This window comes from Pseudomonas monachiensis (genome assembly GCF_047345015.1).
Lineage (GTDB): Bacteria > Pseudomonadota > Gammaproteobacteria > Pseudomonadales > Pseudomonadaceae > Aquipseudomonas > Aquipseudomonas monachiensis.
In genome coordinates, this window is sequence record NZ_CP178857.1 from 4,248,921 (window position 1) to 4,267,681 (window position 18,761).

The window sequence follows — 18,761 nt, forward strand, 5'->3', positions numbered from 1 at the left end:
CACCCGGGCCGCTTGCGGCCCGGTGCTGATTCGCTGACGAACCGCAAAGGTAATGCGTGTTTGTTGCGCCGGCTTCAGGAGTCGACCTTGCGCTCGTGCGCGGCGGTCCTGAGTTGCTCGGTATCGACGCGGACAAACGTGGAGTCCCCGACAGCGGTCAGGACATCCCCGGCGAAGATCTCGCAGATGACCCGGCTTTTGCGCCCGACCTCCCCCTCGACTCTGGCACGCAGTGTCAGGGGGACACCCATCGGGGTGGGCTTTATGTACTTGATGCCCAGGTTACCGGTGACGCAAGTGATGTGGGGCAAGCTGCCCACCTCGCGTTGCTCTGCCCGGTAGTGATAAGCCATCGCCGCCCAGTTGGAGTGGCAATCGACCAGCATCGCGATCAAACCGCCGTAAACCAGCCCCGGCCAACCGCAGTACTTTTCATCCGGCATATGCTGCGCCATGACATGCACCCCGTCTTCATGCCAGAAGCTCTTGATGTGCAGCCCGTGCGGGTTCTGGCTGCCGCAGCCATAACAAACGCCTTCAGGCGCGGCGAGGTCTTGAAGCGAAGTGTCCTGCGTGGTCATACCGTGTCCATCCTTAATACCGGGTGGTTGAAAGCGGACCGGGTCACCCCGGCCCGCAGCGCCTGATCAATATTGGCAGAAGCGAATCCGGTTGCCGAACGGATCGTAGACTTGCAGCTCTTTGCCCCAGCCCTGCTGGACAATATCAGGGCGTCCATACCCGTAGCGCTTGCCCTGCAATTCGTCCCTGAGCAGTTCGATGTTTTGCATGGGCACGAACACCGTCGAGCCCGGGCTGGCATCACCGTGATGCTCGGAAAGGTGCAGTTGCAGGCCGTCGCGACTGATGCCCAGGTACAGCGGCAGATCAGCCTCGAAACGATGCTCGAACTCGACGCTGAACCCGAGGAAATCCAGATAGAACTCGCGCGCCTTGGCTTCGTCGAAACTGCGCAGAATTGGAATGGGTTTGTCGAAAGTCACAGCAGGCGTGGACGGCGTACTTGCCTGGGAAAGCATCGCCGACGCGGTGTTCCAGTCCTTGTAGCCCAGTTGTTGCGCGACCAGTTCCAGCGCGGTGGAATGGGTCACCGCCTGATTGCGCTCCTCCAGCGAGGCGCGCAACTGTTTGGCCATTTGCTTGGCTTGCTCGATTGAAAACATGACTGCTCCTGTAGCCGAGATGCCTTGGTGCTCGCATTGCCAAACCTCGACCGTCAAGAGAGGCGACAGGGTTCGTACAAGAAGGAGATGCTTTCACCTTTCCCAACGGGAGCGAGCGGCGGGCAGCATCGGGCCGAGGCCGATCATACATAGCCACTGCCGAGTTATGAAGTGGGCTTCACATGTGTCGCATAATCATCCTGGATCGGCTGGAACCCGCAGCGCAGGTAAAAGGCAGCGCCCTCGGGGGTGTCCGTGGACAGTCGCACACTGCGAAAATGCCCGGACGCCAAATCCAGAAGCTGCTGCACCAGCGCTTTACCCACGTTCTGGCCCCTTGATGCACGGGCGACGTACACCCGCCGTAATCTCCCTACGCCGGGTTCGGAAAATGGATCGGATGAAAGACCTCCAACGGCTATCAGCCGCCCGTTGTAAAACACCCCCAACAGGCACTCACCCTGCTCATCGAATCGATTGGCGCCGCTTTCCCATTCCGCAATCAATCGGGTGAGGAACCTGAAGCCTTCTGCAACGGCCTGCGCTTCCAGCTCGCGGATTTGCGGTGCGAGCCCAGAGATTTTACATATCACCCATTCGTCCATTGACATTGCGTTTTGACTCGATGAGGGCTCGCATAATGACCTCCAGAGCCGCTGCCGTCATTGGCAATGATGAATGTGGGTTAGCCGACCATTGCGTCGCGTCAGATCGTAAGGGCTGTACTTCCGACGGCCAACCGCAAACTCTCGTAGGATTCTTCCTGCCGACTCCGAGGATTCCAACGCTCTCTGACAAGACATGACAGCAGGTTAAAAACCACTCGATAGCGCCTGTTTAAGCGGCCTACAGGTTACTTCGTGAAAGCCACAACGCCTTGCGTCGTTGCCTACAGGTACGCCAGAATCCGCCGGCTTGTGCGCCTTGTGGGTCGTCGGTAACTTGAGCCCGTCACTGATTGTCAGTGATCGGGTTTAGTAGCCCGTGGTTACTCAAGGCGCATAGCCCATCAAACAGTCAGGTATCCCATCCCTGCACTTTATGGTGGCTGTGTGCAGGGCGCCCTCGGGCGCGCCGGCTCCTTGGGTCCCCGGTCTACTAACCTGCGCACAGCTACCACCCTTCTTATTAGTAGAGAAGCGGTGGTAGCTCATACTTACAGGACCCAAATCATGTTCAAAGTTACTCCGAATCCGCCGGACTCCGAGCCGGGTGCCAACATCATGGCCACCCCGCGCACACCCAGCACCATGTTCATCGTCAACCCCGAACTCAGTACCGAAACCCTGCTGGTGCATGCCTGTGAATCGCTGGCGTCGGCCAATGTCATGGCCAACGATCTGGTGGATCATCTGGAGGGGACGAGTCGCAATGCGCTGTTGGGGATTGCGCAGGTGATCATGCTGGGGGAACTGGCGGTGAATCGGGCGCTGGATCGGCTTGATCCGCCCTGACCACAATTTCCAGATCACCGATGGCCTGTGGGAGCGAGCTTGCTCGCGATGGCGGCGGCAAATTCAACATTGATGTGTTAGATACACCGCTATCGCGAGCAAGCTCGCTCCCACAGGGATTGCATTTAACTGATCGGCATCCGTACTCCCCTCACAGTGAATCAGGCCAGGCTCTCGCTGATCTGCGCCGCCAGTTGCGCCAGCATCCCCGGCACTTCCTGGACCATCTCGCCCATGCGCGCAAAGTCGTGGGTCATGCCGGCCTTTACCTCCAGCACCAAGGGTTGCCCCGCGGCACGCAGTTTCTCGGCCCAGGCCAGGCCTTCGTCGAGCAACGGGTCGTACTCGGCCAGCCACAGCACCGTCGGCGTCAGCCTTTGCAAACGCTCGGCGTACAGCGGTGAAAAACGCCAGTCGGCGCGGTCGGCCTCGCTGCGTTGGTACTGCTGGTAAAACCATTCCAGCGTGGTGGCTTCCAGCAGATAGCCTTCGGCGAACCGCGTAAGAGACGGGCGCTTTTTTACCGCGTCGATCACCGGGTACAGCAACACTTGCAGGCGCGGCACCAGCGGCCAGCCCAATGGGTCCCGGGCAATGGCGATACACAGCGACGCCACCAGGCTGCCGCCGACGCTGTCCCCCGCCAGCGCAATGCGCCTCGCGTCCAGCCCCAACGCCTTGGCTCCGGTGATGGCCAGCCAACGGGTGATGTCTTCGGCATCGTTGTAAGCGGTGGGAAAACGGTGTTCCGGCGCCAGGCGATAGTCCGCCGACAACACGACAAACTCCCCCGCCAGCGCCAGGCGCCGGCACAGGGTGTCGTGGGAATCGAGGCTGCCCACCACGTAGCCGCCGCCATGGAAGTACAACAACACCGGGCGCGACTCACTGCCCGGTTGTGGTTTGGCGTACAGCCGCGCGTTGAGCAAATGCCCGTCCCGCGCCGCTATGCTGACCGCCGTCACCGTCAACGTGCCCGTCGGGGCCGCATCGAGCAATTGCGAAGTCTGTTCGAACTGCTGCCGCGCTTCTCCGGGGCTCAGCTCATGCATGGGTTGGCTTTTGCCGCTGAGGCGGCCGAACTCGGCCAGCTCTAGAAATCCCTCGATGTCCGGGTGCAGTGCCATGGGCGGTAGTCTCCAAAAATAAAAAGCTCGCCCAATAAACGAACCGTGAGGACCGTTCATTAGGGCGAGCCTGTTTTTGTCGCGGGCAAGCCCTAGAACTGCGGTACCACCTCCCGACTCAGCGCCGCCACCACGGTGTCCAGGCACTCATCCTGCTGCAGGATATCAAAGTGACCGGCCGTTACCCTTTGCACCTTGCGCAGCCGTGGTTGCTGACGTTCCAGGGTCGCGCGTTCGGCCGTCGGATTGCCATCGGCCCACCAGCAATGCAGTTCGGCCTGCGTAATCGGCAGGGTTTCGACCTGCCGCGACAGCGCCTTCAAGCGCGTGCTGACCATGAACGTCTGGGCCAACTCGTCGGCGCCAAGCAGCGCATAACCGCTGGCCTGATCGCTTTCGCTGTCGATCACCGCGCGAATGATCCGCGCCACGGCGTCGTGGTCCCCCGCTCTCTCGACACTCAGTGCCCGGGCGATCACCTCGCCATCCATGCCCAAGGTTGCACCGAGGAACTCGGCCAGATCCGTGCGCCACTCATCCGGGCTGGCGACGGCATTGGCCTGGGTCGGCACAAAGCTGTCCACCAGACCGATGAACGCCACACGCTGGTCCTGTTGTTCGAACAGGTCGCTCACCATCAACGCCAGCGCCCCGCCCAGCGACCAGCCCAGCACGTGGTACGGGCCCTGGGGTTGCCGGGCGCGGATCGCCTCGACGTAGTCGGCGGCCATCTGCGCAAGCGAGGTGTCGTGCCACTGCCGGTCCAGCAGCATCCGGCATTGCACGCCGTACACCGTGCGCTCGCCCTCCAGGCGCCGGGCCAGTGGCTCGTAGTCGAACACGGTGCCGAAACCGGCGTGCAGACAGAACAGCGGCGGCTGATCGCCTACCACCCGGTTGAGCAGCAACAGCGGTTGCGGACGCTGTCGCAGCGGCTGTTCATCGACACCGGACAACCCGGCAATCGTCGGCTTGGCCATCATGTCCCGCAGTTTCAGCTGGAAGCCCGGCTCATTCAGGGCGCGGACTTTCGAGATCACCTTGAGGGTGCGCAGCGAATCGCCGCCCAGTTCGAAGAAGTTGTCGGTGATGCCGACCTTCTCGATGCCCAGCACCTGCTGCCAGATGTCCGCCAGCGCCCATTCCAGCGGTGTGCGTGGCGCCACGTAGTCGCGACCGCTGAAGGCCGGGTCCGGCAAGGCCTTGCGGTCGAGCTTGCCGTTGGGGGTCAGCGGGAAGCGCGGCAGCACCACGACCTGCGTCGGCACCATGTAGTCGGGCAGGCTTTCGCGCAATGCCGCCTGGCAACGCGGGCCGAGGCCATCGTCTTGCGCCGCTACCACATAACCCACCAGTTGCGGCCCCTGGCCGTTGTCCCGCAGCACCACCAGCGCATCGTTGACCCCGGCCTGCTCGCGCAGTCTCGCTTCGATTTCGCCCAGTTCGATGCGGAAGCCGCGCACCTTGACCTGATGGTCGATACGGCCGACGTAATCGAACACGCCATCCTCGCGACGGCGCACCAGGTCGCCGGTGCGGTACAGGCGCCCGCCCTCGGTGCTGAACGGGTCGGCGACGAAGCGCTCGGCAGACTGCCACGGGTGACGATGGTAGCCGCGCGCGACGCCCCGTCCGCCGATGTACAACTCGCCGACCATGCCCACCGGCAGCGGGTTGAGGTCCATGTCCAGCACGTGCAGGCTGCGGGCGCCGACGCGTTGGCCAATCGGCGCATACATCGCCTGGCAGTGGCCGTCGGCGGCGATTTTCCACAGCAGCGGCGTGACCACGGTCTCCGTCGGGCCGTAGCCGTTGACCAGGAATTGCGGCCTGAGTGTGTGCTTGACCCGTTCAAATGTGGCGTCCGGCACCGCATCGCCACCGAAGCAATAGATGCGCACCGGCGGTGGATCGCCACCCTGCAATTCGGCATGTTCGGCCAGTTGCAGCAGGTACGCCGGCGGGAAGCAGGCGACGCTGATGCGTTGGCGGTGCAGCACCGCCAGGGTCTGTTCGGCGGTCCACAAGGTGTTGTCGCGGATCACCAGGGTCGAGCCGCTGATCAGCGCGGTGATCCAGCGTTCATGGGCACCGTCGAAGGCGAACGACATGAAATGCAGTTCGCGATTGTCCGGGTCCATCTCGTACAGCTCGGCGATGGCTTGCACGTGCATGCTCAGCGGCCCGTGGGCCACAGCGACACTTTTCGGCTTGCCGGTGGAGCCCGAGGTGTAGATCAGGTAGGCCAGTTGCTCGGCATGCACCGCGCGTTGCGGTGCCGGCACCTCGACGTCGAGGTTCAGGCGATCCACGGCGACCATTGCCGTGCCCGGATTGAGTTGCGCGCTATCACGCAGCCGCTCCTGGGTCAGCAGCAGGCGCATGTCGCTGTCGGCCATCATGTAGCGCAGGCGTTCCTGCGGGTATTGCGGGTCAAGCGGCACGTAAGCGGCGCCGCACTTCATCACCGCCAGCAACGACACCACCAACTCCAGCGAGCGCTCCATGAACACGCCGATCATGTCTTCGGCCTGCACGCCCTGTTCCAGCAGATGCACCGCCAGGGCATCGGAGCGACGGTCCAGTTCGGCGTAGCTCAAGTGCTCGGCGTCGCGCTCGGCATAACTGAGCACCAGCGCCGTGTGCTCCGGTTGCAGTCGCGCACGCTGGCGGATCAGTTCGTGCACCGGCGTCTCGTCCCCCTCGGCCACCACCGGCAGTTCGCCGTCCAGCGCCCGGCCTTCGTCCAGGGTCAGCAGGCCCAGTTCACCGACCGCGCGCCCGGCGTCGTCGCACAGGCGCTGCATCAGGCTTTCCATGTGGCTGCGCAGGACTTCGACGGTGGCCAGGTCGAACTGATCGCGCTGGTGCATGTACTCGATGCGCAGCCCTTCGTCGAGGCTGACCATCAGGTCCATGGCGAAGCTGGTCAGGCCGAAATCGGAGACGTCGTCGAAGCGCAGGGCATCGCCGTTCCACTCGCGCAGGGTGCGGTCCACCGGCTGGTTTTCGAACACGATGATGCTGTCGAACAACGACTGCCCACCCTGCCCGGCCCAGCGCTGGATATCGCTGAGCGGGGTTTGCTGGAAGTCGCGGATGTCGAGGTTGTAGGCCTGGAGTTCGCGCAGCCAGTCGCCGACGCTGGTTTCGGTCGGCACCGTGTTGACCACCGGCAAGGTGTTGATGAACAGTCCGAGCATGTTCTCCGAGCCGTTGAGGGTTTCCGGTCGGCCGGACACGGTGGCGCCGAAGGTCACCGTGCGCTGGCCGGTGTAGCGCTGCAACAGCAGCAGCCACGCGGCTTGCACCAAGGTGTTGAGGGTCACTTGCTGTTGCTGGGCAAAGGCCTGCAAACGTGCGGTCTGCCCGGCGCTCAGGTGCGTATAGATCGCGTGGTAACCGGCTTGCGGCGCTTTGACCGGCAAGGCGCGGGCCAGGTGGGTGGCGCCTTCGAGATTACTGAGTTTGTCTTTCCAGAACGCTTCGCTGGCCTCGGCGACTTGCTGGCCGAGCCAGTCGATGTAGTCGCGATAGGCCGCCACCGGCTCGTGCTCCTCACCGCTGTAATGACGCAGCACTTCACCGATCAGGCGCGACACGCTCCAGCCATCCATGAGGATGTGGTGGTAGGTCCAGATCAGGCGATAGCGGTCGTCTTCCAGACGCACCAGCAACAGGCGCAACAAGGGCGCACGGTTCAGCGAGAAGCCGCGTTCGCGTTCCTCAAGCGCCAGTTGGCGCACACGTTCTGGCTGATCATCCAGCCCACGCCAGTCCAGTTCGGTGAGCAGTGACGGCGCGTCACGCCGCACCACTTGCAGCGGTTCCTTGTCGCCTTCCCAGAGGAATGCGGTACGTAGAATCCCGTGACGCCGGGCGGCATCGGCCCAGGCTGCATGGAAGCGCGCGCCATCAACCCCGCGCACGCCCACTTCGATCTGGTTGACGTACAGCCCCGAGTCGCCGTCCTGCACCGAGTGGAACAGCATGCCCTGCTGCATCGGCGACAGCGGATAGACGTCCTCGACTTCGTCCGCCGTCAGTTCCAGCGCCTGATATTGCGCTTCACTCAGTTCGACTTTTGCTGCCGGTGCAACCTGCGTCGGCACGGCCTGATTCGCCGTGAGCGGTTGAGCGACCGTGGCCAGTTCGGCGATGGTCGGATGGCTGAACACGTCCTTGGGGGAAATGCTCAACCCGGCCTTGCGTGCGCGGCTGACGGCCTGGATCGAGACGATGGAATCGCCGCCCAGTTCGAAGAAGTTGTCCTGCATACCGATCTGCGGTACTTCGAACAACGCCTGCCACACTGTTTGCAGCGTTGTTTCCACGGCATTGCGCGGCGCGATGTATTCACGCACTTGCTGGTCCGGCTGCGGCAATGCGCGGCGATCCAGCTTGCCGTTGGGCGTTACCGGCAACTGATCGAGCAGCAGCACGTGGCTCGGCTGCATGTGTTCGGGCAGCGCGTTGCGCAGGTGTTGCTTGAGTGGATCGACAGCGGCATCACCCACGACGTAAGCCACCAGTTGTTTGGATTTGCCGACGTCGAGGGCGATCACCACCGCTTCGCGCACCGATGGATGCTCCAGCAGGCAGGCTTCGATTTCCCCCAGCTCAATGCGCAAGCCACGGATCTTCACTTGATGGTCGATGCGCCCGACGTATTCGATCACGCCGTCCTCGCGGTAACGCGCCAGGTCGCCGGTGCGGTACAGGCGCTCGCCCTGATCACCGAACGGGCTGGCGACAAAGCGCTCGGCGGTCAGGTCGGGACGGTTGTGGTAACCACGAGCCAGGCCGACGCCGCCCAGGTACAGCTCACCGACGCAACCCTGCACTTGCGGTTGCAGGCTGTCGTCGAGGATGTAGGTCACCAGGTTGGCGATCGGATAACCGATCGGCACGCTGAAGCCGCCGTCATCGACACAGGTCCAGTGGGTCACGTCGATGGCCGCTTCGGTCGGGCCGTAGAGGTTGTACAGGCCGACGTTGGGCAGCACGCGGAACAGGTTGTGCTGCAAGTCCGCCGACAAGGCTTCGCCGCTGCACAGGATCTGCCGCAGGCTGGCGCAACGCTCGAAGCCTTCGCCCTGGACAAACGCCTGCAACATCGATGGCACGAAATGCAGGGTGCTGACCTGGTACTGCTCGATCAGGTCGACCAGTTGCGCCGGATCGCGATGGGCACCCGGTTCGGCCATGGCCAGGCGTGCACCGGTCATCAATGGCCAGAAGAACTCCCAGACCGATACGTCAAAACTGAACGGGGTTTTCTGCAATACGGTGTCGCGCCCGTCCAATGGGTACGCGCCCTGCATCCACGCCAGGCGGTTGTACAAGGCATCGTGACGGTTGGCCGCGCCCTTGGGTTTGCCCGTGGAGCCGGAGGTGTAGATCATGTAGGCCAGCGACTGCAGCTCGACCACGCAGGGCAGGTTTTCGTCGCTCAGGCCGTCCAGCAAACCGGCCATGTCATCGAGACAAATCGCCGTGGTGGCGGGCGGAATCGGCAACTGCTGCAGCAGATGCCGCTGGGTCAACAGCAGGTGTACGCCGCTGTCGTTGAACATGTGTTCCAGGCGTTCGCGCGGGTAGTCCGGGTCCAGCGGCACGTAGGCGCCACCGGCCTTCATGATCGCCAGCAGACCGATCACCAGTTCCAGCGAACGCTCGGCGGCAATGCCCACCAACACTTCGGCGCCAACGCCCTGGCTGCGCAGGTAGTGCGCCAGCCGGTTGGCCTGTTGGTTGAGTTCGCGATAGCTGAGGGTCTGGCCGGCAAACACCAGGGCCGGGGCCTCGGGGGTTTGCAGTACCAGGGTTTCGAAGCACTGGTAGACCGGGCGCACATCCGGCCAGGCCTGCGCGGTGCGGTTGAAACCTTCGACCTGCTGCGCCGTTTGTGCGGCATCGAGCAGGCTCAGGCGCCCCAAGGGCTGCTGCGGCGTACTCACCATGGCATCGAGCAACGCCAGCAGACGTGCGCTCAAGCCTTCGATGGCTTCGGCGCTGAACAGTGCCGTGTCGTAGTTGAAACGCAAATCCAGGCATTCACCCAGCTCGGCGGCGATGGTCAGGGGGAAGCTGGTCTGGTCGTGGTTACTGATACCGGAGAACTTCAACGTGCTGGCGTTACCCTCTTCCAGCGCTTGCGCCACCGGGTAGTTTTCGAACACCAGCAGCGTGTCGAACAACGCTTCGCCAGAGTGCCCGGCCCAACGCTGCACATCCGCCAGCGGCGTGTATTCGACCTCGCGCAACCTGAGGTTGAGCGCCTGAACTTCATCGATCCATTGGCTGACCGTGCGTTCGGGGTGCGGCGTGGCGATCACCGGCAAGGTGTTGATGAACAGACCGATCTGCTGCTCGATCCCCTGCAACTCGCTCGGACGCCCCGACACCGTGGCGCCGAACGCCACGGTCTGCTGCCCGGTGTAGCGCTGCAACAGCAACAGCCACGCCGCTTGCAGCAGGGTGTTGGGCGTGACGCGGGCCTGACGGGCGAACCCGCTCAGGCGCTCGGTGGCCGCACGGTCCAGGCTCAGGTGCAGGGTGCGATGAGCATCGCCCTGCCCTGCAACCGGCCCCGGCAAGGCGCCGGCCAGTCGCGTCGGCTCGGTGAACGACTGCAATTGCTCCAGCCAGAACGCTTCGCACGCGGCGCGGTCGCGAGTGCCCAGCCAGGTCATGTAATCGCGGTAACGACCGACGCTTGGCGCGGGCATGACTCCTGAATACCGCTGCAGCACTTCGCCGAACAACTGCGAAGTGCTCCAGCCGTCCAGCAGGATGTGGTGATTGGTGAAGATCAGGTGATGGCGGTCATCGACGGTCTGCACCAACGTCAGGCGCAGCAACGGCGCCACCGTCAGGTCGAAACCGCGCAAACGGTCGTCCTCGGCCAGGCGATCCAGCGCTTCGGTCACCGTGGTTTGATCGCGCCAATCGAGCACAGTCAGCGGCAGCGTGGCGTCGGCCAGGATCACTTGCAGCGGCCGCGAGCCGTTGCTTTCGCTGAAGAACGCGGCGCGCAGCACTTCATGGCGCTGCAGCGTCTGTTGCCAGGCATCGCCGAACGCCTCGACGTCGAGGCCCTGCACATCCACGCGCATCTGCGGGACGTAGGCCCCGGCATCCGGGGCGAACAGGCTGTGGAACAACATGCCTTGCTGCATCGGCGACAGCGGCAGGATGTCTTCGATCTGGCTGGCCGCCAGCGGCAAGGCATCCAGCTGCGCCTGATCGACACGCACCAGCGGCACGTCGCTCGGGGTCAACCCGCCGGTACCGCTCAGGCAATGTTCGATCAGCTGTTGCAGTTCCAAGGCGTAGGCATCGGCCAGACGCTGCACGGTCTGTGGTTTGAACACTTCACCGCTGAAGGTCCAGCTCAGGCGCAGTTGCCCGGCGTAGACCTGACCGTTGATGCTCAGGCCCCGGTCCAGTTCGGCCGATGCGCCCTGCTCGGCGCCACCGCTTTCCCGGGCCGGGCGCCATGGTGCCTGTTGGTCGAAGCTGGCGTCGAACTGGCCCATGTAGTTGAAGGTAACCTGTGGCGAAGGCAGATCCTCAAGGCCGGCGTCGGCCAGATAGCGCAGGATGCCGAAGCCGATGCCTTTGTCGGGCACGGCGCGCAGTTGTTCCTTGACCGCTTTGATGCTGGCCGCCAGATCAGTGGCCGGGGTGAGTTTCACCGGAAAAATCGAGGTAAACCAGCCCAGGGTGCGGGTCAGGTCGATGTCGTCGAACAGGTCTTCACGACCGTGACCTTCCAGCTTCACCAGGGTCGAAGTTTGACCGGTCCATTGACCCAGCACCCGCGCCAGCGCCGTCAGCAACAGGTCGTTGACCTGGGTGCGGTAAGCCGCCGGGGCGTCCTGCAGCAGTTGGCGGGTCAACGTGCTGTCGAGCACGGTTTCCACGCTGACGGCATGCTGGCTGGCCAGGCTGCCTTGGGGGTTGTCGGCGGGCAGTTCAACTTGCACGTCGTGGAACTGGTCTTGCCAGTAACTGGCCTGGCTGGCCAACCCGGCACTTTGCGCATGGGATTGCAGGCGCGCGGCCCAGGCCTGATAGGCGCTGGTTTTCGTGGGCAGACGCACGGGTTGAGCTTGCTGCGCTTGTTGATACGCGGTTTGCAAATCTTCCAGCAGCAATCGCCAGGACACGCCGTCCACCGCCAGGTGATGCACCACCAGCAACAGGCGCTGCCCCGCCGCGCCCATGTCCACCAGCAAGGCGCGCAACAGCGGGCCGTCCTGCAGGTTCAGGCTGGCTTGCGCGGCGTTGCACAGTTCCAACAACTCATCGGCATCGGCTGCCTGGCGCTGCCATAGCACCTCGGCGCTGTTCCACTGCTCGGCCTGGGCCTGTTGCCAGGTGCCGTCGACATTACGCAAACGCAGGCGCAATGCATCGTGATGCTCTACCAGTGCGGCCAAAGCCTGTTGCAGGCTGACGCTGTCCAGCGGCTCGCGCAGTTCCAGCAGCAGCGACTGGTTCCAGTGATGACGGGCCTCGATGTCCTGCTCGAAGAACCAATGCTGGATCGGCGTCAGCAACACCTCACCACGCACCGGCCCCTGGTCGATGAGCAACCCGGCGCTGCGTACCGCGACCGTCGCCAGGCTCTGCACGGTCTGGTGCTGGAACAGGTCCCGGGGGGTGATGCGAATCCCGGCCTGACGCGCGCGGCTGACCACCTGGATCGAGATGATCGAGTCGCCGCCCAGTTCGAAGAAGTTGTCGTCGATGCCTACCCGCTCGAGTTTGAGCACGTCTTGCCAAATTGCTGCCAATGCAGCCTGCATCTCGTCCAGCGGTGCCGTGTAGGCCTGTTGCGCCAGCGCGGCGTCGGGCTTGGGTAGCGCGTTGCGATCAAGCTTGCCGTTGCTGGTCAGCGGCCACTGATCGAGTTTGATCAGGTGCGCCGGCACCATGTAATCCGGCAAGCCGGCCTGCAAATGTTCGCGCAGGGACTGGCGCAAATCGCTGTCGTCGCCGATCGTGGTGAACCACGCCACCAGTTGCGGGCTGCCATTGACCTCGGGCGCCAGCACCAGCGCCTGTTCGATGGCCGGATGGCTTTGCAGGCGATCCTGGATTTCCCCCAGTTCGATGCGGAAGCCACGGATCTTCACTTGATGGTCGATACGCCCGGCGTATTCGATGCTGCCATCGGCGCAGTACCGCGCCAGATCGCCGGTGCGATACAGACGCGCGCCCGATTCGGCGGCGAACAGGTCCGGGACAAACCGCGTGGCGGTCAGGTCGGCACGCTGGTGATAGCCGCGAGCAAGGCCGGCACCGCCGACGTACAACTCTCCGACGCAACCCTTGGCCACCGGGTTCAGGCGCGGGTCGAGCACGTACCAGCGCAGATCGCCGATCGGCTCGCCCAGCGGCGAGTTGTTGGCGCCATCGAGGTCGTCGCGGGACAGCGGTCGATATGTCACGTGCACGGTGGTTTCGGTGATGCCGTACATGTTGATCAGCAACGGCTGCCGGTCGTCGAAGGCGTCGTACCACGGACGCAGGCTGGCCACGTCCAGCGCCTCGCCGCCGAACACCACATACCGCAGGGCCATGGCTTGTGAATTGGCGCAGGCGAACGGCAGCAACTGGCGGAATGCCGAAGGCGTCTGGTTGAGCACGGTGACGCGCTCGTCACGCAGTAAGCGGGCGAAGTCCTCCGGGGAGCGGCTGACCGCATGGGGCACCACCACCAGCTTGCCGCCGTAGAACAGCGCGCCAAATATTTCCCACACGGAAAAGTCGAACGCATAGGAGTGGAACAGGCTCCACACATCCTGCCCATTGAAACCGAACCATTGTTCCGTGGCGCTGAACAGCCGCGTCAGATTGCTGTGGGGCAACAGCGTGCCCTTCGGTTTGCCGGTGGAACCGGAGGTGTAGATGACGTAGGCCAGGTTTTCTGGAGCAGTCAGGTTCGGCAGGTTGTCGGCACTGGCCTCGGACAGCCAGTCGCTGGCGTGATCGAGGCAGATCACTTCAATGTCTTCGTTCAATGGCAGGCGCGGCATCAGCGCCGAATCGGTCAGCAACAGGCGCGTGCCGCTGTCGGCGAGCAGGTAGGCCAGGCGATCCTGCGGGTACTCCGGGTCCAGCGGCACGTAGGCGCCACCGGCCTTGAGGATCGCCAGCAGGCTGACGATCATCTCCAGCGAACGCTCCAGGGCGATGCCCACCAACACGTCCGGGCCGACGCCGCGCTCGCGCAGGCTATGGGCGATGCGGTTGGCGCGGCGGTTCAGTTCGGCGTATGTGAGGGTGACGCCGTCGCAGGTCACGGCGATGTTGTTCGGGTGCGCGGCGGCCTGGGCTTCGATCAGTTGATGGGCGCACAACAGGTTCGCCTGATCGCCGTTCAACACCGCACTGCGATTCCAGTCGAGCAAGGTGGCCTGCTGCTCGGCGGCGTCGAGCATTCGCAGGTCCGCCAGGGCAACCGTGCTGTCAGTGCAAATCGCCTGCAACAGGTTCAGCCAGTGCCGGCCGAGACGCTCGATGGTCGAGGCGTCGAACAGTTCGGTGGCGTAGACGAACGACGCGTGGATACCCTCGTCGCCCTCGACGGTGTCGAGCATCAGGTCGAACTTGGTGGTCTCTTCATCCCAGATCAGCGGTTCGACCCTCAGCCCCGGTAGAACCCAGCGTTGCGGGCCACCACTGTCGCGCTGGTGGTTGAACATCACCTGGAACAGCGGCGTATGGCTCAAGCTGCGCTCCACCCCCAGGCCATCGACCAATTGCTCGAACGGCAGGTCCTGATGGGCCTGGGCGCCGAGGGCCGCAGCCTTGATCTCCGCCAGCAACTGCCCAAACGGCTGGTCGGCCCGTGGCTGGCTGCGCAGTACCTGGGTGTTGACGAAGAAGCCCAGCAGGTTTTCCACGTCCTGGCGGGTACGGTTGGCGATCGGCACGCCGACACGGATGTCCTGTTCGCCGCTGTAGCGATGCAGCAACGTCTGCAATGCCGCCATCAGCAGCATGAACAGGGTGCAGCCTTCGCGGCGGGCAAGGTCCCGCAGTCGAGCGGTCAACGCAGTGGAGATGTCCAGCTCGACGCTGGCCCCCTGCTGGCTCGGGATCGCCGGGCGACGACGGTCGGTCGGCAGGTTCAGTGGCGGATGTTCACGGCCCAACTGTTCGCGCCAGTAATCGAGCTGGCGCTCGGCCTCGCCGGCCTCCAGCCACAGGCGCTGCCAGCGGGCGAAGTCGGCGTACTGGATGCCCAACTCCGGCAGCTGTGCAGGCTGCCCGGCACTCAGTTGCACATAAAGTTGGGTGAACTCCTGCAACAGGATCGGCAGCGAGCCGCCGTCGGTGACGATGTGGTGGAAGGTCAGCACCAGCACATGTTGCTGCGCATCGAGGCGGATCAAGCGGCAGCGCATCAACGGGCCGTGCTGCAGGTCGAACGGCTGCTCGGCATTGAGGGCGATCTGCCGTTGCAGTTCGACCTCGTCGCCAGCGCTGACTTCAACCAGCGGCGCATCCATCCGTGGGTGAATCTTTTGCAGCACTTGCTGATCATCGAAGACGAAGGTGGTGCGCAGCACTTCGTGACGCTGTACCAGCGCGCTCAGGGTCTGTGCCAGCGCCTCAGGGTTGAGCTCGCCGCTCAGGCGGAAGGCACCGGTCAGGTTGTAGGCCGTGGCCTGGGGCTGCATCTGCCAGAGGAACCACAAGCGCTGCTGCGCGTAGGACGCCGGCAACATGTCGACGCCGCGGTCCCGTGGCGGGATCGGCAACAGTTCCAGGGTCAGCCCCTGGGCGTGCATCTTCTGTTGCAACGCACGCCGGGCGTCCGCGCTCAAGCCGCAGAAACGCTGGGCCAGGGTCATCATTCTGTCCGGTGCAGCACTCATCGCGCGTGTTCCTCATCCACTTCGTCGAACAACGCTTCAAGGGCGTCTACATCGTTTTCTTTATGTTCACTGTGCTCACGGAACTGCTCGATCTGCGTCGCCAGTCGTTCCAGGGTGTCACCGTCGAAAAACAGCTTGAGCGGGATCGCCAGGTTCAGCTCTTCTTGAATCCGCGCACGAATGCGCGTGGCCAGCAGCGAGTGCCCGCCGAGCTCGAAGAAGTTGTCGTGCACGCCGACGCGCTCGACGTGCAACGCTTCGGCCCAGATCGCCGCCAGGGTTATTTCGAGGTCGTTGCGCGGCGCGACGAAGACGCTGCGGCGCACATCGAGATCGAGCAAGGCCTGGCGATTGAGTTTGCCGTTGGGCATCAGCGGGAAACGCTCCAGCACCTGCAAGCGCGCCGGTTGCAGGTGCCCGGGCAGCACTTCGGCCAGATGGCTGCGCAATTCGTTGAGGCGAATGTCGGCGGTGTCGGCCGGGGACACCACGAAGCCCAGCAGTTGCGGGCCGGTCGGGGTTTCCCGGGCAATCACGGCGGCGTCTTCGATGCCCGGCGCGTTGCGCATGGCCGACTCGATTTCCCCCAGTTCTATGCGGAAGCCGCGGATTTTCACTTGGTGATCGACTCGGCCCAGATACTCCAGCACGCCATCGGCGCGATAGCGCACCAGGTCGCCGGTGCGATACAGGCGCTGGCCCGCCGCCTTCGTGAACAGGTCGGGGACAAAACGCTCGGCCGTCAGCGTGGCCCGTTGCAGATAACCCCGGGCAATGCCGGCCCCGCCGACATACAACTCGCCTTCGACGCCCACGGCCACCGGTTGCAGGTCCGGGCCGAGCACGTGGATGCGCATGCCGGCAATCGGCTGGCCGATGGGGATGCTGTCATCGTCCTGGTCAAGCGGCAGCTCCCAGGCCGAACACCACACAGTGCCTTCGGTCGGGCCGTATTCGTTGACCAGCGCCACCCCCGGCAATGCCTCGCGATGTCGCTGCACCAGTGCGTTGCCGCAGGTTTCGCCGGCGACGATCACACAGGCCAGCGCCTGACGGTCGAGGTGCTCGAGAATTTGCGCGTGGTAGGACGGCAGGGTCAGGTAGTGGGAAATCTCTTCGCGCTGGATCAACTCGGCCAATTGCGCCGGATCCTTGTAGCTGTCTTCGTCCGGCAGGCACAGGGTCGCACCCTGCCCCAGCGCCCAGAAAACCCCGGCCACCGAGCTGTCGAAGGAGAACGACGAGAGCATCAGGAATGCCCGCAGCGGCTGGCGGTAGAAAGCGTTGCGCGCCAGGGTCGAGGCCACGGCGTTGGCATGGCTGATCATCACGCCCTTGGGTTTGCCGGTGGAACCGGAGGTGTAGATGACGTAGGCCAGGTTGGCGCTGTCGCCCTGTGGCTCAGGCCGGGTTGACGCAACGGACCAGACTTCGGCCCCCGGCATCAGGGAGATTGTCCGCTCGCTACGCAACGCTTCGGGCAATGGCTGGCAGGCCAGCACCTGGCGCGCGCCGGTGTCGGCGAGCATGAACGCCAGCCGCTCGATCGGGTAGTTCGGGTCCAGCGGCAAGTACGCAGCGCCGGCCTTGAGCGTGCCCAACAGGGCGATGACCATTTCCAGGGAGCGCTGGCCGTAGACCGCCACGATCTGGTCCGGCGCCACGCCTTGGGTGCGCAGGGTATTGGCCACCTGGTTGGAGCGCGTATCCAGCTCGGCATAGCTCAGGCGCTCACCGTTGACGCTCACCGCAATGCGCTGCGGATGCAGGCGCGCCTGTTCGCTGAACAGTTCTTGCAGGAAGCGGCACGGCAATGCCTGTTCGGTGGCGTTCGGGTTGAAGCCTTCGATCAGGCGGCTCAGTTGTGCGCCGTTGACCAGGCTTGCCTGAGCCAGGGTCAGCTCGGGCGATGCCAGCAATTGGTGGCTGAACTCGACAAACTGCTCCAGCCATTCGACCAGCATCGATTCGGGCAGCGCACCGTCAAGACACGACAACTGCAATTGATCGCCCTGCACACGCAGGCGCAGGACTTCAGGGTTACCGTCATCCACCTCGATAGCGCTCTCAATGGCAGCCTGATAGACGAAGCCGTAACGCAGCGGCGCGGAACCTTCGACGCTCAGTTCGAATTCATTGAGGCAATCGAGCCACGACAGCGACTGTTCGACGCTGGCGGCAAACGCCACCAGCGCTTGCGCCAGGGTCTGCTGGCTGCGGTGCTCGAAGGCCACCGGCAAGCGCCGGGCGAAGCGCCCGAGGGTGGCGATGGTTTGTTCGTTGCGACCCTCCACCTGCCAGCCCATCAGCAGTTTTTCCTGTTGGCCGATGCGCGCAACGAAGGCGGTCCACAGCAACAGTGCCAATTGCTCTGCCTCAACGCCCGTTTCGGCAGCGGCTCGTTGCACGCCAGCCAACCATGGGCCGTCAATCAACGTTGCCTGATGACGAACCAGCGTGACATCGACGGCTTTTTCGAACGGCAAGCGATGGGCCACGGCGACCTGCTGCTGCAGGTTGCGCCAGAACGCCGCGCCCTGGTGACCGATGTCTTCCTCGCGCAGTTCCTCCTGCCATGCGCTGTAGTCCAGGTATTGCAGCGCGTCCTCGTCGTCGCCCAGGGTTTCACCGCGCAACAGGCTGCCAAGTTCACTCGCCAGCACCCGCAGCGATGCCTCGTCGAAACTGCATGCCGGGGCCAGCAGGGTGATGAACGGCTGCCCTGCTCCGTCTTCAACCTGCGCCACCACCAGCGCCTGCTTCGAATCTTCAACCATGACTTCACGGCTGCGACTCAAGGCCTCGGCCACCGAAGGCTGGTTGCCCAGAACTGTGAGCGGCAAGCCAGCGCACAGGCTTTGCACCGGCCACTTCATGCCCGGCAGGCGGCGGTACAGCGTGCGCAGGATTTCATGGCGCTGGCCGAGGGTTTCCAGCGCCCTGCGCAACGCCTGGGCGTCCACTGGCCGGGCGACCGGCAGCGTCAAGGTGGCGAACAGCGGCCGTGCGCCCAGCTCCTGGGCCCGCAAATAAAAGGCCTGCTGGGCCGAAGCCTGGAATACGTCTACCGAAGGTTCGAGGGCGGTGGTGTTCATGTCG

At 63.9% G+C, this 18,761-nt stretch carries 7 protein-coding genes; 1 reads left to right on the forward strand and 6 read right to left on the reverse strand.

The features are described 5' to 3' along the window. Window positions 1–74: 74 nt before the first annotated feature. The 3 genes from ACMDB8_RS19075 to ACMDB8_RS19085 form a co-directional block, all read right to left on the reverse strand. Window positions 75–581: a PaaI family thioesterase gene (locus ACMDB8_RS19075; RefSeq protein ID WP_056722639.1), complete on the reverse strand. Its 507-nt coding sequence runs from the start codon at window positions 579–581 to the stop codon at window positions 75–77. 66 nt (window positions 582–647) lie between these two features. Next, window positions 648–1,184 (reverse strand): glyoxalase superfamily protein, encoded by a 537-nt coding sequence (locus tag ACMDB8_RS19080; protein ID WP_008049764.1) that lies wholly within the window; start codon window positions 1,182–1,184, stop codon window positions 648–650. Between the two features lie 164 nt (window positions 1,185–1,348). Continuing rightward, window positions 1,349–1,795, reverse strand: a complete 447-nt coding sequence (locus tag ACMDB8_RS19085) for a GNAT family N-acetyltransferase (RefSeq protein WP_056722641.1) — start codon at window positions 1,793–1,795, stop codon at window positions 1,349–1,351. A 561-nt stretch (window positions 1,796–2,356) separates the two neighbouring features. On the opposite strand from ACMDB8_RS19085, the gene ACMDB8_RS19090 reads away from it, so the two are divergent. Then, the gene (locus ACMDB8_RS19090; protein ID WP_056722643.1) at window positions 2,357–2,638 is read left to right on the forward strand and encodes a DUF6124 family protein; all 282 of its coding nucleotides are present in this window, start codon (window positions 2,357–2,359) and stop codon (window positions 2,636–2,638) included. A gap of 161 nt (window positions 2,639–2,799) precedes the next feature. On the opposite strand, the gene ACMDB8_RS19095 is transcribed toward ACMDB8_RS19090, so the two are convergent. From ACMDB8_RS19095 to ACMDB8_RS19105, 3 genes are all read right to left on the reverse strand, one after another. Then, window positions 2,800–3,765 (reverse strand): alpha/beta hydrolase, encoded by a 966-nt coding sequence (locus ACMDB8_RS19095; protein WP_409079184.1) that lies wholly within the window; start codon window positions 3,763–3,765, stop codon window positions 2,800–2,802. A 92-nt stretch (window positions 3,766–3,857) separates the two neighbouring features. Beyond that, window positions 3,858–15,662 (reverse strand): amino acid adenylation domain-containing protein, encoded by an 11,805-nt coding sequence (locus ACMDB8_RS19100; RefSeq protein ID WP_409079185.1) that lies wholly within the window; start codon window positions 15,660–15,662, stop codon window positions 3,858–3,860. After that, the gene (locus ACMDB8_RS19105; RefSeq protein ID WP_409079186.1) at window positions 15,659–18,757 is read right to left on the reverse strand and encodes a non-ribosomal peptide synthetase; all 3,099 of its coding nucleotides are present in this window, start codon (window positions 18,755–18,757) and stop codon (window positions 15,659–15,661) included. Before ACMDB8_RS19105 ends, ACMDB8_RS19100 begins: the two co-directional genes overlap by 4 nt. Window positions 18,758–18,761 lie beyond the last annotated feature (4 nt).